General features: G+C 50.4%; 18 protein-coding genes. 16 read left to right on the forward strand and 2 right to left on the reverse strand.

Annotated elements, in window-relative coordinates; translation table 11 throughout:
• The first annotated feature begins 7 nt into the window (after positions 1-7).
• From AC15IQ_RS08465 to speB, 11 genes are all read left to right on the forward strand, one after another.
• The gene (locus tag AC15IQ_RS08465; RefSeq protein ID WP_483178521.1) at positions 8-3493 is read left to right on the forward strand and encodes an FAD-dependent oxidoreductase; all 3486 of its coding nucleotides are present in this window, start codon (positions 8-10) and stop codon (positions 3491-3493) included.
• Positions 3494-3858: 365 nt separating this feature from the next.
• Complete coding sequence (locus tag AC15IQ_RS08470; RefSeq protein WP_483178522.1) at positions 3859-4812, forward strand: SurA N-terminal domain-containing protein; 954 nt, start codon at positions 3859-3861, stop codon at positions 4810-4812.
• A 306-nt stretch (positions 4813-5118) separates the two neighbouring features.
• Positions 5119-5547 (forward strand): Fur family transcriptional regulator, encoded by a 429-nt coding sequence (locus AC15IQ_RS08475; RefSeq protein WP_483178523.1) that lies wholly within the window; start codon positions 5119-5121, stop codon positions 5545-5547.
• Between the two features lie 41 nt (positions 5548-5588).
• Positions 5589-7331, forward strand: a complete 1743-nt coding sequence (locus AC15IQ_RS08480; RefSeq protein WP_483178524.1) for a FeoB small GTPase domain-containing protein — start codon at positions 5589-5591, stop codon at positions 7329-7331.
• A gap of 14 nt (positions 7332-7345) precedes the next feature.
• Positions 7346-7606 carry a FeoA family protein gene (locus tag AC15IQ_RS08485; protein WP_483178525.1) on the forward strand — a complete coding sequence of 87 codons (261 nt, stop codon included), beginning with the start codon at positions 7346-7348 and terminating at the stop codon, positions 7604-7606.
• Positions 7607-7665: 59 nt separating this feature from the next.
• Entirely contained in the window at positions 7666-8415 is a 750-nt protein-coding gene (locus tag AC15IQ_RS08490) for an ATP-binding cassette domain-containing protein (RefSeq protein WP_483178526.1), read from the forward strand.
• Positions 8402-9325 (forward strand): SufB/SufD family protein, encoded by a 924-nt coding sequence (locus tag AC15IQ_RS08495; RefSeq protein WP_483178527.1) that lies wholly within the window; start codon positions 8402-8404, stop codon positions 9323-9325. Before AC15IQ_RS08490 ends, AC15IQ_RS08495 begins: the two co-directional genes overlap by 14 nt.
• Before the next feature lie 19 nt (positions 9326-9344).
• Entirely contained in the window at positions 9345-10232 is an 888-nt protein-coding gene (locus tag AC15IQ_RS08500) for a selenium metabolism-associated LysR family transcriptional regulator (RefSeq protein WP_483178528.1), read from the forward strand.
• Positions 10233-10353: 121 nt separating this feature from the next.
• A complete protein-coding gene (locus AC15IQ_RS08505; protein WP_483178529.1) occupies positions 10354-10815 on the forward strand; it encodes a pyruvoyl-dependent arginine decarboxylase in 462 nt (153 codons plus the stop codon).
• 63 nt (positions 10816-10878) lie between these two features.
• Positions 10879-11709 carry a polyamine aminopropyltransferase gene (gene speE / locus AC15IQ_RS08510; protein WP_483178530.1) on the forward strand — a complete coding sequence of 277 codons (831 nt, stop codon included), beginning with the start codon at positions 10879-10881 and terminating at the stop codon, positions 11707-11709.
• Positions 11706-12569, forward strand: a complete 864-nt coding sequence (gene speB / locus AC15IQ_RS08515; protein ID WP_483178531.1) for an agmatinase — start codon at positions 11706-11708, stop codon at positions 12567-12569. The genes speE and speB overlap by 4 nt, the downstream gene beginning before the upstream one ends.
• 25 nt (positions 12570-12594) lie before the next feature.
• On the opposite strand, the gene AC15IQ_RS08520 is transcribed toward speB, so the two are convergent.
• Complete coding sequence (locus tag AC15IQ_RS08520) at positions 12595-13032, reverse strand: hypothetical protein (RefSeq protein ID WP_483178532.1); 438 nt, start codon at positions 13030-13032, stop codon at positions 12595-12597.
• 188 nt (positions 13033-13220) lie between these two features.
• On the opposite strand from AC15IQ_RS08520, the gene AC15IQ_RS08525 reads away from it, so the two are divergent.
• Positions 13221-13415 carry a hypothetical protein gene (locus tag AC15IQ_RS08525; RefSeq protein ID WP_483178533.1) on the forward strand — a complete coding sequence of 65 codons (195 nt, stop codon included), beginning with the start codon at positions 13221-13223 and terminating at the stop codon, positions 13413-13415.
• A 39-nt stretch (positions 13416-13454) separates the two neighbouring features.
• Here AC15IQ_RS08525 and trpS read toward each other — a convergent pair whose 3' ends face one another.
• Entirely contained in the window at positions 13455-14486 is a 1032-nt protein-coding gene (gene trpS / locus AC15IQ_RS08530; RefSeq protein WP_483178630.1) for a tryptophan--tRNA ligase, read from the reverse strand.
• Between the two features lie 409 nt (positions 14487-14895).
• On the opposite strand from trpS, the gene AC15IQ_RS08535 reads away from it, so the two are divergent.
• The 4 genes from AC15IQ_RS08535 (at position 14896) to AC15IQ_RS08550 (ending at position 17986) form a co-directional block, all read left to right on the forward strand.
• A complete protein-coding gene (locus tag AC15IQ_RS08535) occupies positions 14896-15318 on the forward strand; it encodes a MarR family winged helix-turn-helix transcriptional regulator (RefSeq protein ID WP_483178534.1) in 423 nt (140 codons plus the stop codon).
• A gap of 281 nt (positions 15319-15599) precedes the next feature.
• Positions 15600-15983 (forward strand): adenosylmethionine decarboxylase, encoded by a 384-nt coding sequence (gene speD, locus AC15IQ_RS08540; RefSeq protein WP_483178535.1) that lies wholly within the window; start codon positions 15600-15602, stop codon positions 15981-15983.
• Between the two features lie 300 nt (positions 15984-16283).
• Entirely contained in the window at positions 16284-17021 is a 738-nt protein-coding gene (locus AC15IQ_RS08545) for a polyprenyl synthetase family protein (protein WP_483178536.1), read from the forward strand.
• Positions 17022-17137: 116 nt separating this feature from the next.
• On the forward strand, positions 17138-17986 hold the full coding sequence (locus tag AC15IQ_RS08550; protein ID WP_483178537.1) for a UbiA-like polyprenyltransferase: 849 nt from the start codon (positions 17138-17140) through the stop codon (positions 17984-17986).
• Positions 17987-17989: the final 3 nt, after the last annotated feature.

The raw sequence follows: 17989 nt of genomic DNA on the forward strand, positions 1-17989 counted from the left end.
GTCCGGCATGATAGAGATAAATGGAATACAGATCCCCATCCAGCCAGGCTGCACCATATTGCAAATGGCAGTCCGGCACGGCATTGAGATCCCCACCCTTTGTCACCATGAAAGGGTCAAAACTTGGGGAGCCTGTGGATTATGCGTGGTCGAAGTGGAAGGCAGGGAAAACCTGGTCCGGGCTTGTGCCACTCAGGCGGTTGCGGGTATGAGAATAACCACCGATAACGAGCGGGTCCGCCAGTCAAGAAAAGTAACCTTAGAGCTGATCATGTCCGACCATCACGGGGATTGCCGGCCTCCCTGTTCCAGGGCCTGTCCGGCAGATACGGACTGCCAGGGTTATGTGGGGCTGATTGCCAATAATCGTTATGAAGAAGCGGTAAGACTGCTAAAAGACAGTTATCCCTTGCCGTTCAGCATAGGGATGGTTTGCCCCCACCCCTGCGAAAAAGCCTGCCGTCGTCAGATGGTTGAGGAGCCGATTGCCATTGCTGATCTCAAAGCCTTTGTAGCCTATCAGGATCTGCATCGGCTGACTTCCTACCAGCCCAATGTGGAGCCCCCCAGTGGCCAGCGGGTTGCAGTGGTAGGTTCCGGGCCGGCTGGCCTTACCGCCGCCTATTTCCTGGTCCGGTCCGGGCATGAGGTGACCATATATGAAGCCATGCCACAGGCCGGGGGGATGCTTCGTTACGGTATTCCGGAATACCGGCTGCCCAAGGCCTTATTAGATAAAGAGATAGATCTGATCACAGCCCTGGGAGTGCGGATAATAACCGATACCAGGGTGCCGGAAGATATTGGCCTGGATTATTTACAGGCCCATAATGACGCCGTTTTCTTGGGTATTGGGGCCTGGCGTTCCTCCCGCCTGGGATGTCGGGGAGACGACCACCCCGACGTTTTGGGAGGTATCGACTTCCTCCGCCAGGTGGCAATGCATCAACCGGTAAGCATGGGTTCGAGAGTGGCTGTGGTAGGCGGGGGCAACACTGCCATGGATGCCGCCCGTACTGCGGTTCGCCTGGGAGCCAGCCAGGTGGTGGTTCTCTACCGCCGTACCCGTGCGGAAATGCCGGCCGAAGACATTGAGATCGCAGAAGCTCAGGAAGAAGGAGTGGTCTTTAGGTTTTTGGCGGCTCCGGAGGAGATTATCAGCCAGGGTAAAAAATTAGTCGGCGTAACAGTCAAGAAAATGCAACTCGGTGAGCCAGATGCCTCAGGGCGGCGCAGCCCAGTACCAACCGGGGAAAGCGAATTTATCGCAGTAGACACCATCATAGCCGCTATTGGGCAGCAGGTGGAAGCCAGGGGTTTCGGGGCTGTAAGCTTAAGCCGCTGGGGCAGCCTGGAAGTGAATGAGAATACTCTGCAGACCTCACTGGCCGGGGTTTTTGCCGGAGGTGATGCCGTGACCGGGCCAGGAATTGCTATTGAGGCGGTAGCCCAGGGGCAGAGAGCGGCGCGTTCAATTGACAGCTATCTTAAAGGCCTGCAATCGATAACGGCTTCAACATACTTGAGTGAGACGGAAGTTCAAGCTTCCGATTTTGAGGGGTGCAGTGTCCAGAACCGGCAGCGCCCGCGCCATGCAGAGCCCGGGGAACGCCGCAGTGATTTTCGGCAGGTCAAGCAGGTTTTCACTGTTGATCAGGCCCGGGCCGAAGCCAGCCGTTGCCTGGAATGTGGCTGCCTCGATTATTATCAATGCAATTTAATTGCTCATGCCCGGGAATACCGGGTGCAGCCGCAGCGGTGGCAGGGTCAGGCTAGAAAGCTCATGCCCACAGAAGAGCATCCCTTCATGTTCAGGGATATGAATAAATGTATTTTATGCGGGCTGTGTGTGAGGATGTGTGACGAAGTCATAGGCGCTGCTGCATTGGGACTGGTGAAGCGCGGCTTTGATACCGTGGTCGAGCCGGAGATGGGTCTGGCTTTGAGCCAGACATCCTGCATCAACTGCGGGCAATGCGTTGCGGTGTGTCCCACCGGTGCCCTGGTGGAACGGGAGTTGTCAGGCAAAAATGTTCCGCTGCAGTTGAAAGAGAGCGTGACTACCTGCTCCTTTTGTGGCATGGGCTGCCAGCAGCGGGTCGAAAGCTATGCAGGTCTGACTGCCAAGGTCCTGCCGGTCCGGGATGGCTTGTTGTGTTCGCGGGGGCGTTTTGCCTGGAAGGAGAACCAGAACGAAAGAATAACCCATCCATGGATTAAGGAGAGCGGGCAATGGCGACAGGCTGATTGGGAAGAGGCTCTGGATGCAGTCTCAGCCGCCAGCTCAACAGTCAGTAACGACGTGTACACCCCAGCAGGTGTTTTTATGAGCCCTGCCTATACCGTTGAAGAGGCTAGGGCGGGTGCCAATATAGCTCACGGTTTGAAAGCCCGATATCTGAGCAGCTTCACCCGCAATGCCGGAGAAGGGCTGCAACCAGTTCTGGGGGATATCCTATGCAGCAACAAGCTGAATGAACTGGAACAGGCCGACCTGATTCTGATGTTGGGATCTTTCCGGTATAATCAGGTTGCAGCCATCAGAGCCCGTCAGGCTGCCCAAAAGGGAGCCCGTTTGATAATAATCAGCCCGGAGGACAGCATCGCCGATGATTATGCCTTCCTAAAAATATGCCCGGAGGAAAACAGTATCGATCTGTTGCTGCAAATACTGGCTGTATCAGTAGCAAAGCAGCCAACCGCCCCGGATCATCCCTGGGAGGGATGGGGTGAGCTGGCCCCACGGACAGCAGGCCAGAGCATTGGAGACACAGCAGCCCAAATAGCTGAACTGTATACTGAAGCCTCACGGGCCTTGATCCTGATCGACGGTTTTACCAGCAGCGTTGCTGCAGTTCAGGTTTTGGCCAATCTGGCAGTGGTGAGCGGTCATATCGGATCGGCAGCCAATGGCATTATCGTGATTTCCCCCGGAGGCAATGCGATCGGGGTATGGCAGGCCGGTTTTAAACAGCCTTACCAGGAAGTGCGGGATGCACTCCATAAGGGCGACCTGAAGACCATATTTATATGCGGTGAAGATCCAGTGGGATGCGGCCTGGTTTCGGCTGAAACCCTGCGCCGGGCTGAACGCCTGGTAGTGATGGCCTCGTACTGGAACGACACTGCCAGGCTGGCGGATGTAGTCCTGCCGAGTGCACTGCCCATGGAGACTGATGGCACTTATGTCAGTGCTGATGGAAGCTTGCACCGTGTACAGGCTGCAAATATTCCACCGTCGGGCCATGATAATATAGCTATTTTCGAGGCCATCCTGGGCCGCATGGAGTTGCGCCCCGAATCGAGCATGAAGGCTCTACCCGATCAGAAATTGTCCATAGCGGTGCAGTATGATGGGGAATTCGCTCAGCAGGACAGCGATGCCCACCGTTCGCTGCCGGTTCTTGAAAAGATTTTTGTGGCCCCGGAATCTGGCGATCCTGCCTGGCACAGATTTAACCAGACCATGTTAAAACACGGTCTGATGGACTGACAATTGTAATGCGTTACACTTTAAAACAGCAATCATAAATACAATATGTCTGAAGGATAGCCGGTTTCCCAAAAGTGGCAGACGTTAAAGTGTAGTGCTCATTGTTCTTGAATCATTAGGGGCCTCTTTCTATGGGGAATAATATACCAGCTTAGCCCCTTGATGCTACTGATGCTGTGTAATAGCAGCGTTGTTGCTGGTTTAAGATTGATACGGGATTTAGATCTTCGGGTTTATGGCGGAAAGTGTGTTATAATGACCTGGGCGAGTTATGGGGACGGCTCTTTTACCTAACTTGAGTCTTGATTTACCACCATGAACCGGCCCAATGACTCGGTAAGACAGGTGAGGAGGATCAAGCAACTATGAGGAAAAACGCCATCATAATGGGGCTGTTAACCATGCTGGTGATAGCCGGTTGTTCATCCGGCAATTCTGCCGATAAGGTTATAGCTGAAGTTAACGGTAAGAAAATCACCCAACAGGAATATGACAGTCGCATAAAACTGATCAGCAATAGTTATAAGCTGCAGCAACAGGCAGCCGGTGCTTCTGATGAGGTTATAATTGACGATAAAGTTCTTCCCCAGATAAAGGAGACTGCCTACAATCAATTGATAATGATGAAGCTGATAGATCAAGAAGCTGAAACCAGAGGCATTCAGCTGAGCGATGAGGACAAGGACAAACAATTGGCGGATTTTAAAGCCATTCAAGAGACCGGCGGTGGTGCCGAGGCTTATAACCAAGTATTAAAAGATTTCGAACTGACCGAAGCCGAGCTTAAGGATGAGTTGGCGGTCGGGTTGTTGCGCAGCCGGGTGGAAAAGAGTATTGCGGACAATGCCTCAATCGGTGAACAGCAAGCCCTGGAGTATTATCAGGGTCACCCGGAAGTCTTCAAAGAAGGCGCCGGGATGAGAGTCTCGCATATTCTGGTGGACAGCCAGGAAAAAGCTCTGGATCTGATCAAACAACTTCAGTCCGGGGCTGATTTTGCCAAACTGGCCTGGGATAATTCAACCTGCCCCAGCAAGAGTCAGGGGGGCGACCTGGGGGTGGTCAACCAGGACACCCCTATGGTGAAGGAGTTTTTGGATGCCGCTTTGGCCCTTAAAGCCGGTCAGATCACCGACCAACCGGTGAAAAGTGAATTTGGCTATCATATCATCAAAGCCACCGGTCAAAGAGCGGAAAGGGTGATACCTTTTGAAGAGGCCAAAACCGATATCATCCAGCAACTGCAGAGCCTGACGGTGAGCAGTTTTCTTGATCAGCTATACCAACAGGCCGAAATCAAGGACTTGCGCCAAAAGTAAGCATTTATGTGGAGCCGGGGCCGTTTTGCTGGCCTCGGTTTTTTATCGCCAGCAGGGGACGGTTGGCACTGGAGGCTAACACCTGTATCTCAGCAATTGATAAGCCAGGCTTGACAAGCCAGGCTGTGAGCAGTTTGACCAGATCTAACAAGAGGCGGAAATATAAGATATGAGAAGTAATAACCTAACCTGCCAGCCGGGGACAACAATCAGTCCCTGGCATTTTTTGTGGTCGGCAGTATTGCATATGAGAGTCGATTAGAGTATATTAATAATGATAATTATTATCAATAGGGAGCGGATATGATGCAGAAGCGTGATTATAAGGCTAAGCTGGACGCCAGCCAATATAAACTGACCGGTCAGCGGGCCACGGTCTTAGATGTTATGATAAAAAACCGCGGCCAGCATCTAAGTGCTGAGGAGGTCTTGCAGCAAGCCCGCTTGACAAGACCCAACATCGGCATTGCGACAGTATATAGGACTTTGGAGAAATTGGCCAGCCTGGAGATTTTGTATAAAGGCATGTTCGACAGCGGCAAATATCGTTATGAATTAGCCGATGAGCGGGAACATCACCATCACCATGTAGTCTGTATGAACTGCGGAAGTATAAGCGAAATAAAGGATGACCTTTTGTGTGAGTTGGAAAAGAATATTGAAAAACAGGGCTTTCGTATCGTAGATCATGACCTCAAGTTTTTCGGCTATTGTCCTGCATGCAGCAAGTTCTAACACTAAGTTTATCCTATTTAGCCTGATAGGAAGTGATCAATATGCGAAGCATTTTTGTAGGGAATCCCAATGTGGGCAAAAGCGCTCTGATCAATAAACTAACTGGATCTAAGCTCTTGGTAGCCAACTATCCGGGTACATCACATAAAATCGCCTATGTTAACAAAGGTGAGCAGTGCTTCTACGATACGCCGGGCATATATGCTCTGCACGGTCAGGGCGGCAACGCGGCGGTGGTAAGAGATTTATTGCTGGATAGCGCGGGCTTGCGCGTAGTCAATGTGGTGGATGCAGCCAATCTGGAGCGCAATTTGGTGCTGACCCTGGAGATTCTGGCCTTGGGCCTGCCAACTGTGGTGGTCTTGAACCAGATGGATCTGGCCGCCAGTTTGAATATACAGATCGATATGGAGGCTTTGTCCCAAGAACTGGAATGCCCGGTGATTGGTATCTCGGTTGCCGATGGCTCGGGCTTTAAACGACTGCTGGACTGGCTTGATAAACCTGTGGAAACTGGCCGCAGCAGTGTGGACCCGCGTCAAATCGAGAAGCTGTCCAGAACCTCGGGATCACCTAAATGCCAGCACTGTACCGAGGCCTGCCAGCACAATGTCATCACCATCGACAGGGCGACCATTGAAAGAGCGCGCACGCTGGCTGCGCAAGTCATAAAAACCGAACCCGCGGCCCGGCACCAGACATGGCTGGAGAAGGTTCAGGACGGGCTGGATCAACCTGTTATTGGAACGGCAGCATTGCTTGCCCTGGCTTATGGCCTGTTTACTATGATGGTGACCCTGGTAAATCTTTTGGAAGGCCCCATCAGTGAAGCATTGCAGCCTTTGAGTGATATTCTGACCGTCTTGATTCAAGGTTTACTGCCTCCGGGGGCGTTTAATGAGGTGCTCTCCCTGGCTATACCGGAAGGACTGGTGATCCCTTTTACGATTATCATGCCAGCCATGATTATTGTTGGTGTTTTTATTTCGATATTGGAGGACACTGGCTTGCTGCCTCGTTACTCGGTAGCTTTGGAGCGGGTAACAAGCTTTATCGGGGTTTCCGGGCAAGCCATCATTCCGCTGACCTTGGGGTTTGGATGCCGCACCCCGGCTATCATGGCCACCAGCCTGTTGCCCAATGCCGCCGAACGTTTCATCATCGCCACCCTCTTGAGCATTGTGGTTCCCTGTGCGGCCTCCTTGGGAGTGATGGCTGCAGTTATTGCCAAATTTAATGCTTACATCTATGTGGTGGCTGCCACTATGCTGGTGGTATTGCTCTTGTTGGGCTTCGGATTGAGCCGACTCATGCCCCGGGATGAAAGCTTTGTCTACGAATTGCCTCCGCTGCGCATCCCCGCCTGGCGCACCACCTGGCAAAAGGTAGTGTCCAGAACCGGGGGGTTCTTCACTGAAGTGTTGCCTTTGCTGCTGTTGATGAACATCGTACTGCGCGCTCTGATGGAAACCGGGGTACTGGAATCATTCCAGGCCATGGAAGGTTTTACCCAGTTTTTCTTCGGAATACCGGCTGAGGCTATGGTAGCCGTTTTGATAACCATCTTTCAGCGTTATCTGGCTCCGCTGGTTCTGCTAAACCTGGCTTTGAGTCCCAGGGAGGCTACTATTGCCATAACCATGATTGCTTTGTCCCTGCCCTGCCTGCCGGTCATGACTATGATCGTCAAAGAGATGGGTGCCAAACAGCTGCTGTCTATCCTGGCCCTGGGAATAATAAGCTCTATCATAGTTGGGGTATCCTTAAATGTGATTCTGCCGTAAAGGAGACTTGTAAAATGAAGACCATTAAGAACCTTAAAACCGGGGATAAGGCCCGCATCACCTCCATCGACACCGAGGTGGCAGGAAGCCAGCAGCTGGTGGAGATGGGCTTGACGCCGGGGAGTGAAATACAATTGCTGGCCAAATACCCGTTGAGGGGGCCGTTACTAGTAAAGCTGGGCAATAATCGTATTGCGGTCGATTATAAATTAGCCCAGGCCTTAGTGGTGAACGAAATGAACGACAGTCCAGCCCGCGATGTGTTGGACTCATAACCAATGGTTATGCTAATATATACCTATATTCGTCATTACTCAGCAGGAGGTTGACAATCATGCTCAAACTAAAAGATATTTCCATGGTGGTGGGCAATGACCAGGGCGAAAACCGTGAGATCATCCGCAACATCAACGTTGAGTTTGAGGCAGGCAAGGTATACGGTATAACTGGGCCGAATGGCGGGGGTAAGACCTCACTGGCGAAGCTCATCATGGGAATATACATGCCCAGCCAGGGCAACATCTACCTGCAGGGCCAGGATATAACCCCGCTGAGTATCAGCGAGCGGGCTCAGTTGGGAATCATTTACGCCTTCCAGCAGCCGCCGCGTTTCAAAGGCCTGACGGTCAAAGATCTTATCAATATCGCCCGGCCGGGAATCGACAACCTGCATTTGCGCAGCACTTTGCGTGATGTGGGATTGTGTCCCGAGGATTACCTGGACCGTGATGTAGGGCCGGGGCTGAGCGGCGGTGAGATGAAACGTATCGAAATGGCCCAGACTCTGGCCAGGGAGGCCGTTATCAGCATCATGGATGAACCTGAGGCAGGTGTAGACCTGTGGACCATTCAGAAATTGATAGCCGTGATAGTAGGTAGATATAAGAAAAATCCACGCCTTACAACTATCATCATCACCCATAATGAGAATATGCTCCATATCTGTGATGAGGTGCTGGTAATGGAGAACGGGATGCTGGTTCATCGCGGCACTCCAGAAGAGATTTGGCCGCACATCAAAGATGAGATAGAGTGTAAAATGAAAGAACTGTGCAGCGGAGACATAGCTTATGAAATTAGATGAAATACAGACCAACCTGCTGAAAACCATAGCTGACCTGGAGGAAACGCCACGGGGTGCAGTCAATATTCGTATTGATGGCACTCCGGTCATGCGCCATTCCTCACCAGGCATTCAGATTACGCCAAAACTGGACAAGCCTGGCTTTGACCTGGTAGTAGCACCCGGTACCAAGGGGGAGACCGTGCATGTGCCGGTGATTCTGACCAAATCAGGCTTGAAGGACCTGGTCTATAACAGCTTCATCATAGGTGAAGATGCCGATGTGACTATTATTGCCGGGTGCGGGATTCACAATTCCAGCCACATGCACTCACAGCATGATGGCATACATGAATTCATACTGCATGCCAATAGCAAATTACGCTATGTGGAAAAACATTACGGCGAAGGCGAGGGGAAGGGTAAAAAGATACTCAATCCCACCACCACGGTCCATGTTGCCGAAGGCGCTACCATCGAGATGGAAATGGTGCAGATCGCCGGGGTCGATGACACGGTGCGTAAAACCACTGTGCATATAGAAGCCAAGGGTTATGTTAAGATGATCGAACGTCTCTTGACCCATGGGGCTCAACATGCCGAGTCGGATGTGGAGATGTATATCGACGGTGCCGGAGGCAGTGGGCAGGTATTGTCTCGTTCGGTGGCAAAGGAAAACTCTGCACAGGTATTCCGTGCTGCCCTGATAGGCCGGTCTGACTGTACCGGCCATGTAGAATGCGACTCGATCATAATGGGAGACTCCAAAATTAAAGCTATTCCTCAATTGGTGGCTGAAGATGCCCGTGCGGTACTGACCCATGAGGCTGCCATCGGCAAGATAGCCGGAGAACAGCTGATCAAACTGATGTCCCTGGGGCTTTCTGAACAGCAAGCCGTAGATACAATTATTGAAGGCTTTTTGCGTTGATTGACAGGCTGGTGAAGCAATGAATTTAAATCTGCTCAAAACCTATGTCAAAGTGGTGGAAACACAGAATCTCTCCCGCACTGCGGATGAATTCGGACTGTCCCAACCAGCTGTGACCAAACAGATCCAGTCGTTGGAGGATTTCTATGGGGTCCTGCTGCTGGAGCGATCAGGACGCCGTCTGAAGACGACCGAAGCTGGTGAAACCCTTTATCAATGTGCCCGTGAAGTTATCAAGGCTATGGACAAAACCGAAAAAGCCATGGAGGAAGTTGCCGATGGCCGCAAAGGCACTTTATACATCGGAGCCAGCACCATACCAGGTCAGTACATCCTGCCGAGGCTGTTGAAGGATTTTAAAGACCGTTTTCCCAGTGTTTCTATAACCATGGACATTGCCGATACCGACAAGGTTATCGGCCTGGTGGCAGACCGGGTGCTGGATGTGGGCATTGTGGGCGGTTGGAGCAATATTCGTAAAATTGAGGGTTTTCAATGGTTGGAGGATGAACTGATGGTAATTGTGCCGGCAGAACACCGTCTGGCACGATCTTCTCAGGTAGTGCTGCCTGATTTGCTGGCGGAACGCTGGATTTTTAGAGAGAAGGGTTCTGGCACCAGAAAAGCCACCGAAGAGATGCTGTCTTCCTGCGGAATAAAGAAAGAGGACCTCAGCGTTTATATGGAAGCAGGCAGTACCGAAGCCGTGTTGGCTGCAGTGGAGTCAGGCATGGGCATCTCGATCGTCTCTGCCTGGGCAATAAAGAGGCTGGCTTCCTCCCGGATCCGCGCTCTGAGCATAGCAGAAGCTTGCAGTAAACGGCACTTTTATGTTATTTACCCGCGTCAAAAGTCAAGGCGTAAATCGGTCAACTCCCTGCTGGAGTTGATGAAGCAATGGAAGTAACGGTCCGAATCCCGGCACAAGCCGGGTTTTTCTTATTTTGCGGCCTGTAGAAAATGGTTTGATTTTGATACCTGTTTGGATATAATATACCTGTTGCCAATAAACATGGGGAGGTTTATCAATGCTTCCATTGCCTAAAAAGTATTTTTTGACTGCTGCTGCAGCGGAAGGGGAAACAGAACTGACTGCTTTTGATGGGGCGCTGCTAAAAGCCCGGGTGGGAAATACCAACCTATTGAGAGTCAGCAGCATATTGCCGCCAGGCTGCCAGTTTGATCCGGAACTGGTCATTCCTGAAGGTTCATTATTGCCGATCGCTTATGGGACCATAATCTGCACTGAGCCTGGTACCAGGATAGCAGCTGCGGTAGCAGTGGGTATTCAAAAACCTGATCGCTTCGGGGTAATTATGGAGTATGAAGGCCACTGCAGCAAGGCGGAAGCTGAAGCCATGGTGGAGAAGATGGTTAAAGAAGCCTTTGCTATGCGAAACATCGAACTGCAAGAGATCAAGCTGGCTGCTGCTGAGCATGTGGTGGAGAAGGTAGGCTGCGCCTTTGCGGCGGTGCCGCTTTGGTATTAGTCGGATAGATTGGAACAGCCTAGTTAATAGCCCCTACTTCAGGAATGTATAGGAGGAAATGCTGTGGAACTATGGGTTACCGAATATCAGACCCCTTCGTTGGGTTTTAGCTGCAAGGCCACTCAGACCCTGCGCAGCGAAAAGACTCAGTATCAGCATCTAGCAGTGGTGGAGACCGAACAATTTGGGCGCATGCTGCTTTTGGACGGAATGGTGCAGACTACTCAGAAGGATGAATGGGTTTATCATGAGATGATAACTCAGATTGCTTTAAACGCCCATCCCAATCCACAACAGGTTTTAATAATTGGCGGCGGAGACGGCGGGACCTTACGTGAAGTAGTTCGCCACCCTGGGGTTAGAAAAGGTACTTTAGTTGAAATCGATGAACGCGTGGTAGAAGCTTCACGGGAGTTTTTCCCGGAGCTATGCTGTGCCTTTACTGACCCCAAAGCCGAAGTGGTCATTAGGGACGGCATCGAATATGTCATGGAAAATCGGGCCTGTTTCGATGTGGTCATCGTGGACTCTACCGAGCCGATAGGACCTGCTGTGCAACTATTCTCAGCAGAATTCTACCAAAACGTGTTCGCAGCCTTGAAAGAGGACGGGATGCTGGTCGTCCAGAGTGAATCGCCCTTTTTCAATGCTAACGTGATAAAAATGTCATATACAGGAATAAGAAAGGCATTTCCCATCGCTGAACTGTACCTGGCCAGCATTCCCACCTATCCCAGCGGCCTGTGGAGTTTTACTATCGGTTCCAAGGTCTATGACCCGCGCATGCCGCTAACAAGCTATCAGGAAGGCTGCAAGTATTATAATCCCCAGATACACCAAGCCGCCTTCAAGCTGCCTGGCTTTGTCAGCCGGATAATCGAGGAATGCAGATGAGTAGAGATCTGCCGTGGCTGGAAAAGAACTTTGGTTTTATGGGAGCCAGTTCCGACTATGGATCCTGTTCCAAGGTGATTTTAGGGTTGCCTATGGATTCTACCACCAGTTTCCGGCCCGGTACCAGGCTGGCGCCGGCCCGCGTACGTGGCGTTTCTGAGGGTATTGAAGAGTTCAGCATCTATCAAAAACGCTCCCTCTTAGACATTGATTTTTTTGATGGCGGCGATGTGGTACTACCCTGGGGCAATGTAGCTGAAAGCCTGAAACGAATTGAATCCACTGTAGAAGCCTTATTGAACCAGGGCAAGCAAACCGTATGCATCGGCGGTGAACACCTGGTATCCTTGCCATTGATCAAAGCTTATCGGCGCCATTACCCGGATTTGGTAGTGATACAGATGGATGCCCACGCTGATTTGCGCCAGGAATACCTGGGCGAAGAACTGTCCCACGCCACGGTTATGAGGCACGTGGTCCAGGTGCTTGGCCCCCAGCGGCTTTTTCAACTGGGAATCCGTTCGGCAACTGAGGATGAATTGGAATTTGCGGAAGGCAGGACCTATCTCTATCTGGACCAGTTGTTAAATGCGGTTGACAGCGTTAAAGAGCAGGTGGGAAAACGCCCCGTCTACATTACTTTGGATATTGACGTGTTGGATCCAGCCTTTGCACCTGGCACCGGTACACCGGAACCAGGAGGCTTCTCTTCCCGCGAATTGCTGCAGGTGATGCATTCCTTAAAAGAACTGCAGGTTGTCGGTTTCGACCTGGTGGAGATCTCACCACCATATGAGAAAGGTGATAACACCTCGATATTAGGGGCTAAAATCGTCCGGGAGGCGTTGCTGGCCTATTAGCAGCGTTATCATCCCCAAAATTTCATCAATACATGGTCAGGCGGGAAGGGTAGACATAGATCAGGTCGCTTTCACCCACCCGCTTGAAGGTGAACAGTTCTTGCAGCAGATCGAAGATAGGTTCCAGATCCTCTTCCGTAGCCTCTTCCTGTCCGATCACCTCGATGCGGAAAACAGCTACCGCAACCTCGGCCCAATTTAGAAGTTTTAGCTCTTCCAGCCCTTCCCCTAAGAACTCCAGGTCTTCTACGGGAATAGAAAAAGGCGCCCGGCTTTTACTTTTAATATGGGTTTCCATAAGGCCGATCAATTGTTTGAGGCGGCTTTCCTGCTCGGCATCGATCAAATACTGGAAGAGAATATCGTACAGGTTTTGAACTACTATTATCGAGGTCACCGTAGGTAAACGCAGATGGGTGTCTTGTTTCACCAGAGTCAGTTTAAATTCCTTGACGGTCAGCATAGCACCACTCCCTAAAGCAATTGATTATTAATAATGTCCACTGCTGGTGGCGAAATCGGGGTCCTAAACTTGACGAATAACCCCCACCCCTGGTTAACTTGTGGTTTGGTGGGCGGGTTGAGAACCTGCCCGGCAATCGGTTATGCTGATAACAGCAGCCGTGCAACACTCCAACGGAGGGTAATAACATGCGCCGTAGCCGATCAAAACCGAGCCGACCACCATCAGCAGACCGCAGCCACAGCGAGACCTGGGAGCAGATCGAGCGGCGGCGCTGGAAAAACAATGTTCTTGGCTTGATTACCTTGCTGCTCATCATTGTCCTGGCCGCTGATGTGGGTGGGTGGGCAGGCCGACTGGGTAACCTGTTGCTGGGCAAATAAGCTTGCCAGCCTTCCTGAGACTTATTGGTTATGCCGGTTCTAACCCTGATGGGGTGGAGACGGCGGGAATTCATGCTGGAAATAATTGATTTTCATGGCTTCCCTGACTTCTGACATGGTCTCCCGGGCCACTTCATGAGCCCTGGTGGTGCCAGTCAGGAGTATGTCTTTTACCTCTTCGGGCCGCTCCTCATAATAATGCCTGATCTCACGCATAGGGTCCAATAAGCCGTTAATGACAGAGGCCAGGTTCTTCTTACAGGCCACACATCCAACTTTGCCCTGACGGCAATCTGATTCTATTGCATCAACTTCCACGGGATTAAAGACCCGGTGGTATTCAAATACGGTGCATACTTCAGGATGCCCCGGGTCGGTTTTACGGATCCGTGCTGGGTCAGTGACCGCATTCCTGACCTTTTCCTGTACCACTTCCGGTTTATCCGCCAAAAAGATAGCATTATTCAGGCTTTTGCTCATTTTATTTTTGCCGTCCAGGCCTACCAGACGAGGGGTTGTCCCTACCAAAGCCTCAGGTTCGACCAGGACTGGCTGGTATAGATCATTGAAGCGTCTCACGATTTTGCGGGCTAGTTCGATATGAGGAATCTGGTCCTCTCCCACTGGAACCAGGTGAGCCTTAAAAATACTGATGTCAGCCGCCTGACTGAGCGGATAACCCAGGAATCCATAGGTCATATCTTTAAATCCGTGCTGAGCCGCTTCGGTCTTCACCGTGGGGTTGTGGCGCAATACATTGACCGACGTGAACATGGAGTAATACATGGTTAATTCATGAATCTCCGGTATCATGCTCTGCAGGAATATTGTGGCCAACTCCGGGTCAAGCCCTGCAGCCAGGTAATCCAGGGTTATTTCGTAGATATCCCGGGCCAGGTTTTCATCCTTTTCCCAGTGGGTCGTCAATGCCTGCACATCGGCGATGATTATAAAGCTTTCGTAATCATGCTGCAGCTTCACTCGATTGGCCAAACTGCCCACATAATGCCCTAAATGCAATTTGCCCGTGGGACGGTCGCCAGTTAAAATGCGCTTTTTTGTCTGTTTAATGACCAACACCCCCTCTAACCCACAATTTGTCCCAAAACAAAAGCCCCCATACCCCTAGAAACGGAGGCTATATGTACTGCCTTGTTGTGCTCAGGCTAAGTGGGAAACGGCACTCGGCAGAACCAGGCGGACTACTGCCATGGATTGCCTGCCGATTGCGACAAGTTTTTAGCAACCGAGCCTGTTCAGAGCGTAGTATGTATGGCGATGCTAATAAGATAGCACGAAGCGTTTTGCACTTCAAGGTATTTCCACAGGCATTATGCATCAGAAAATAAACGTCTAAGCTCAGTTCAACCATTTTGAGGAGGAATTGCTTGTTTTATGAACTTACATGCTTTTATAATATGGTATAAAGTGGTCCAGAAAGAGATATAAAAAGCCTAGGCTGTAGAGGAGGAGTAATTTCATGAATGGTTTGAACACCTTTATCGGTTTCAACCTGCGGGCTACCATGAAAAAGATTGAAAAACACTTAAGTAGCCGTCTGGATGAGTTAGGAGTCACAATTCCCCAGAGTTTCATCCTGTATTGCCTTCAAGAAGAAAACGGCATCACGCTAAAAGAAATCGGCACCAGAACAATGATAGACAGCTCTTCCATGACCGTCTTGGTTGATAAACTGGAAAAAGACAAATTGGTGGAAAGGCGTCTGGACCCGCAGGACCGCCGCGCCATTAGAGTGTTCATCACCAATAAGGGCGCTGAAGTAGCCGCTCGGATCGTACAGATCAAATACGAGTTCAATGCCCTCTTATTCGATTTACTGGGTGAGGGTAATCAAAAGGAGTTTATCCACGCCATAAACAATCTAATGAACGGGCTCGACTGAACGCAGAGATGAGGCTGCTGGAAAAACTTTCATTGCAGTTTATAATAGCAGTTTATATATTAGATTAATATAAATAATATTAGAATCTAGAGCATATGATAGTAATTGTATAGTATTTCGAGCTCAGAGCGTGGCATCGAGCAACAGGGCATATTTTACAGAAAACCCCCATCATTTTTATTGACAATGCACAGAATTATGCTAAAATTCTACATGTGCGTTTTAGGGATTAAATTAAGGAGGTCTGAGAGCACAAAAAAAACTGAAGGGAGGCGACATGATTGCAGTCTTTAGGGCGACATGTACTGGCCGAAGTATATGGCTGTCACTTTGAAGTATTGAATGATATCGCTCAGGTGGAGGATATCATGGTAAATGCTGCTTTGGAGGCTGGAGCTGAAGTGAGAGAGGTTGTTTTTCACAAGTTTAGCCCGCAAGGAGTCAGTGGAGTCGTTGTTATTTCAGAGTCGCACCTGGCAATTCATACCTGGCCGGAGTTGGGATATGCAGCAGTAGATGTATTTACCTGCGGTGAATCGGTTAACCCCTGGGATGCCTGTAATTATCTGGCTGAGAAATTTGGGGCGACCCATGTAACGGCATCAGAAGTGAAGCGGGGAACGGTTCAGAGCCAGAAGAAGGAGCGCCTGGTGGTAAATATTTAGGAGGGATACTATTTTAGTAGACCGATGCAAATTAAACGATAGCGCTCGAATGGTCTGAAAGGTCTTACTTGAAACCGAATCAAGTAAGACCTTATTCTATTAGTGGCAAAATTCGGACTGTCAAAGCCGGTTATTTTCTATATAATTAATAACATATGAAAAAACATGTCAGGGGTAGAAGCAGTCAGGAAATTATTGCGAAGGTGTTTTATCCTCGAAATGGTTTAGAATAGAGATAGATAGACATTTCAGAATAATGATAAAGAGAATCAAACCCAAGGGTTAGTGGGGGGACTTATGGTGGAACGCGATATAACACAGGATTTAAAAGAGGTCGACCGCATGGTGCGGGTACGGCTTTCGCCCTGGTGGAAGAGGATTCAGAGTCATGTTGCTCAGGCAGCCGCAGAGCCCACCTGGGAACATCTGCCAGCAGCGGTATTGGCCATTTATCGTTACCTGGGCCAGCAGCCTGGATATTCCCTTAATATGGCCGCTGTGTTTAAGATGACTCATTTAGCCAGTGTCATTCATGAGTCAGTGGGGGATGACGAGGAAGGACAGGCTTATAACCAGGACATGCAGTTCAGCATCTTAATTGGGGATTATATTTTCGGGTCGATATTAAAAATGCTGGTGGAGATGGATGCTGATCATCTTTTGGAGGTATTTGCCGATACAATAGGGCAAATGAATGAGGGCCTGGTGATGAAGTACAGAATGAATTCCGCACCGGAGCAGGTTGTAGCGAGAACCAGAGCCTCCCTTTACCAGGCCGCCTTTACTACTGCAGCTCGGTTGCGCGGTGTTTCCAATGATGCCATTATATGGTATGCCAAATTCGGCTTCCATGTAGGTATGGCATTGGAAGGCCATGCCCCGTCAAACTTGGAAACAGAGAATGCGATGAAACATTGCCAAAAGAGTCAGGAATTGTTTCCCTTAATTAACCAGGGGGGGAGCCCCTTGAGCGGTACCGCCCTGGAAATGATCATACGCAACAATCTCGCTAGCGGTTTGGCTCGGGCAGCGATTTAAACATAAATATGTTGTCAATACGGCCTGCGGCCTGCAGGCCTTTTGTCTTGCCAACTAAAGGCCCGGGGATTCGCATAACCCCCAGGGGCCTTGCCGGAAGAAGGAGCATTTTAGCCTTGAACAATCTGACACGGTTCCTGAAAATGATTGATTTTGGGCATACCCTGTTCGGCTTGCCGTTTGCCTACTTAGGAGCGTTTCTGGCTGTTGCTGGTCTACCCAGCCTGGCACAATTGGGCTGGATCACTCTGGCCATGATCAGTGCCCGCACCTCAGCTTTGTGTTTGAACCGTATCATAGACCGGCATTTGGATCTGGCCAACCCGCGCACTGCCCACTGGGTGATGGCCTCGGGGCAACTCCCGCTCAGTCTGGTGTGGGGAGCTGTGGTGGTTGGTCTGGCTCTGCTTTTCATCGCTGCCTACCATCTCAATCCGCTTTGCTTCAAACTGGCTCCCCTGGCAGTAATAGTTCTATGGGGTTATTCTTACACCAAGCGTTTTACCTGGTGGTGCCATCTTATTCTGGGGCTGGCCATCGGCATGGGGCCGGTGGGGGCCTGGATGGCTGTAACCGGACGGCTGGACTGGCAGCCCATTCTTCTGACCCTGGCGGTAGCTTGTTGGGTGGCGGGATTTGATATAACTTATGCCTGCCAGGACATAGAATTTGACCGCCAACAGGGGTTGTATTCCATCCCGGCCCGTTTTGGCGCCAGGATTGCATTCAAGTTCTCGGAGACGCTCCATGCACTGATGGTAGTATTCCTCATTATAGCCGGCCTGGCTCTCCACCTGGGGTTGTGGTATTATATCGGGGTAACTGCCGCCGCGCTTATCCTGCTCTATGAGCATAAGATAGTAACCCCGGAAAATATGAGCCGGGTGAATTTTGCTTCTTTTAAAATCAACCACTACGTAGGTCTGTTGATCTTCATAACCACCCTGGCAGATATATTAGGTTAAATC

Origin of the sequence: Syntrophomonas sp. DTU019 (assembly GCA_913757435.1) — a bacterium.
Taxonomy (GTDB): Bacteria; Bacillota; Syntrophomonadia; order Syntrophomonadales; family Syntrophomonadaceae; genus DTU019.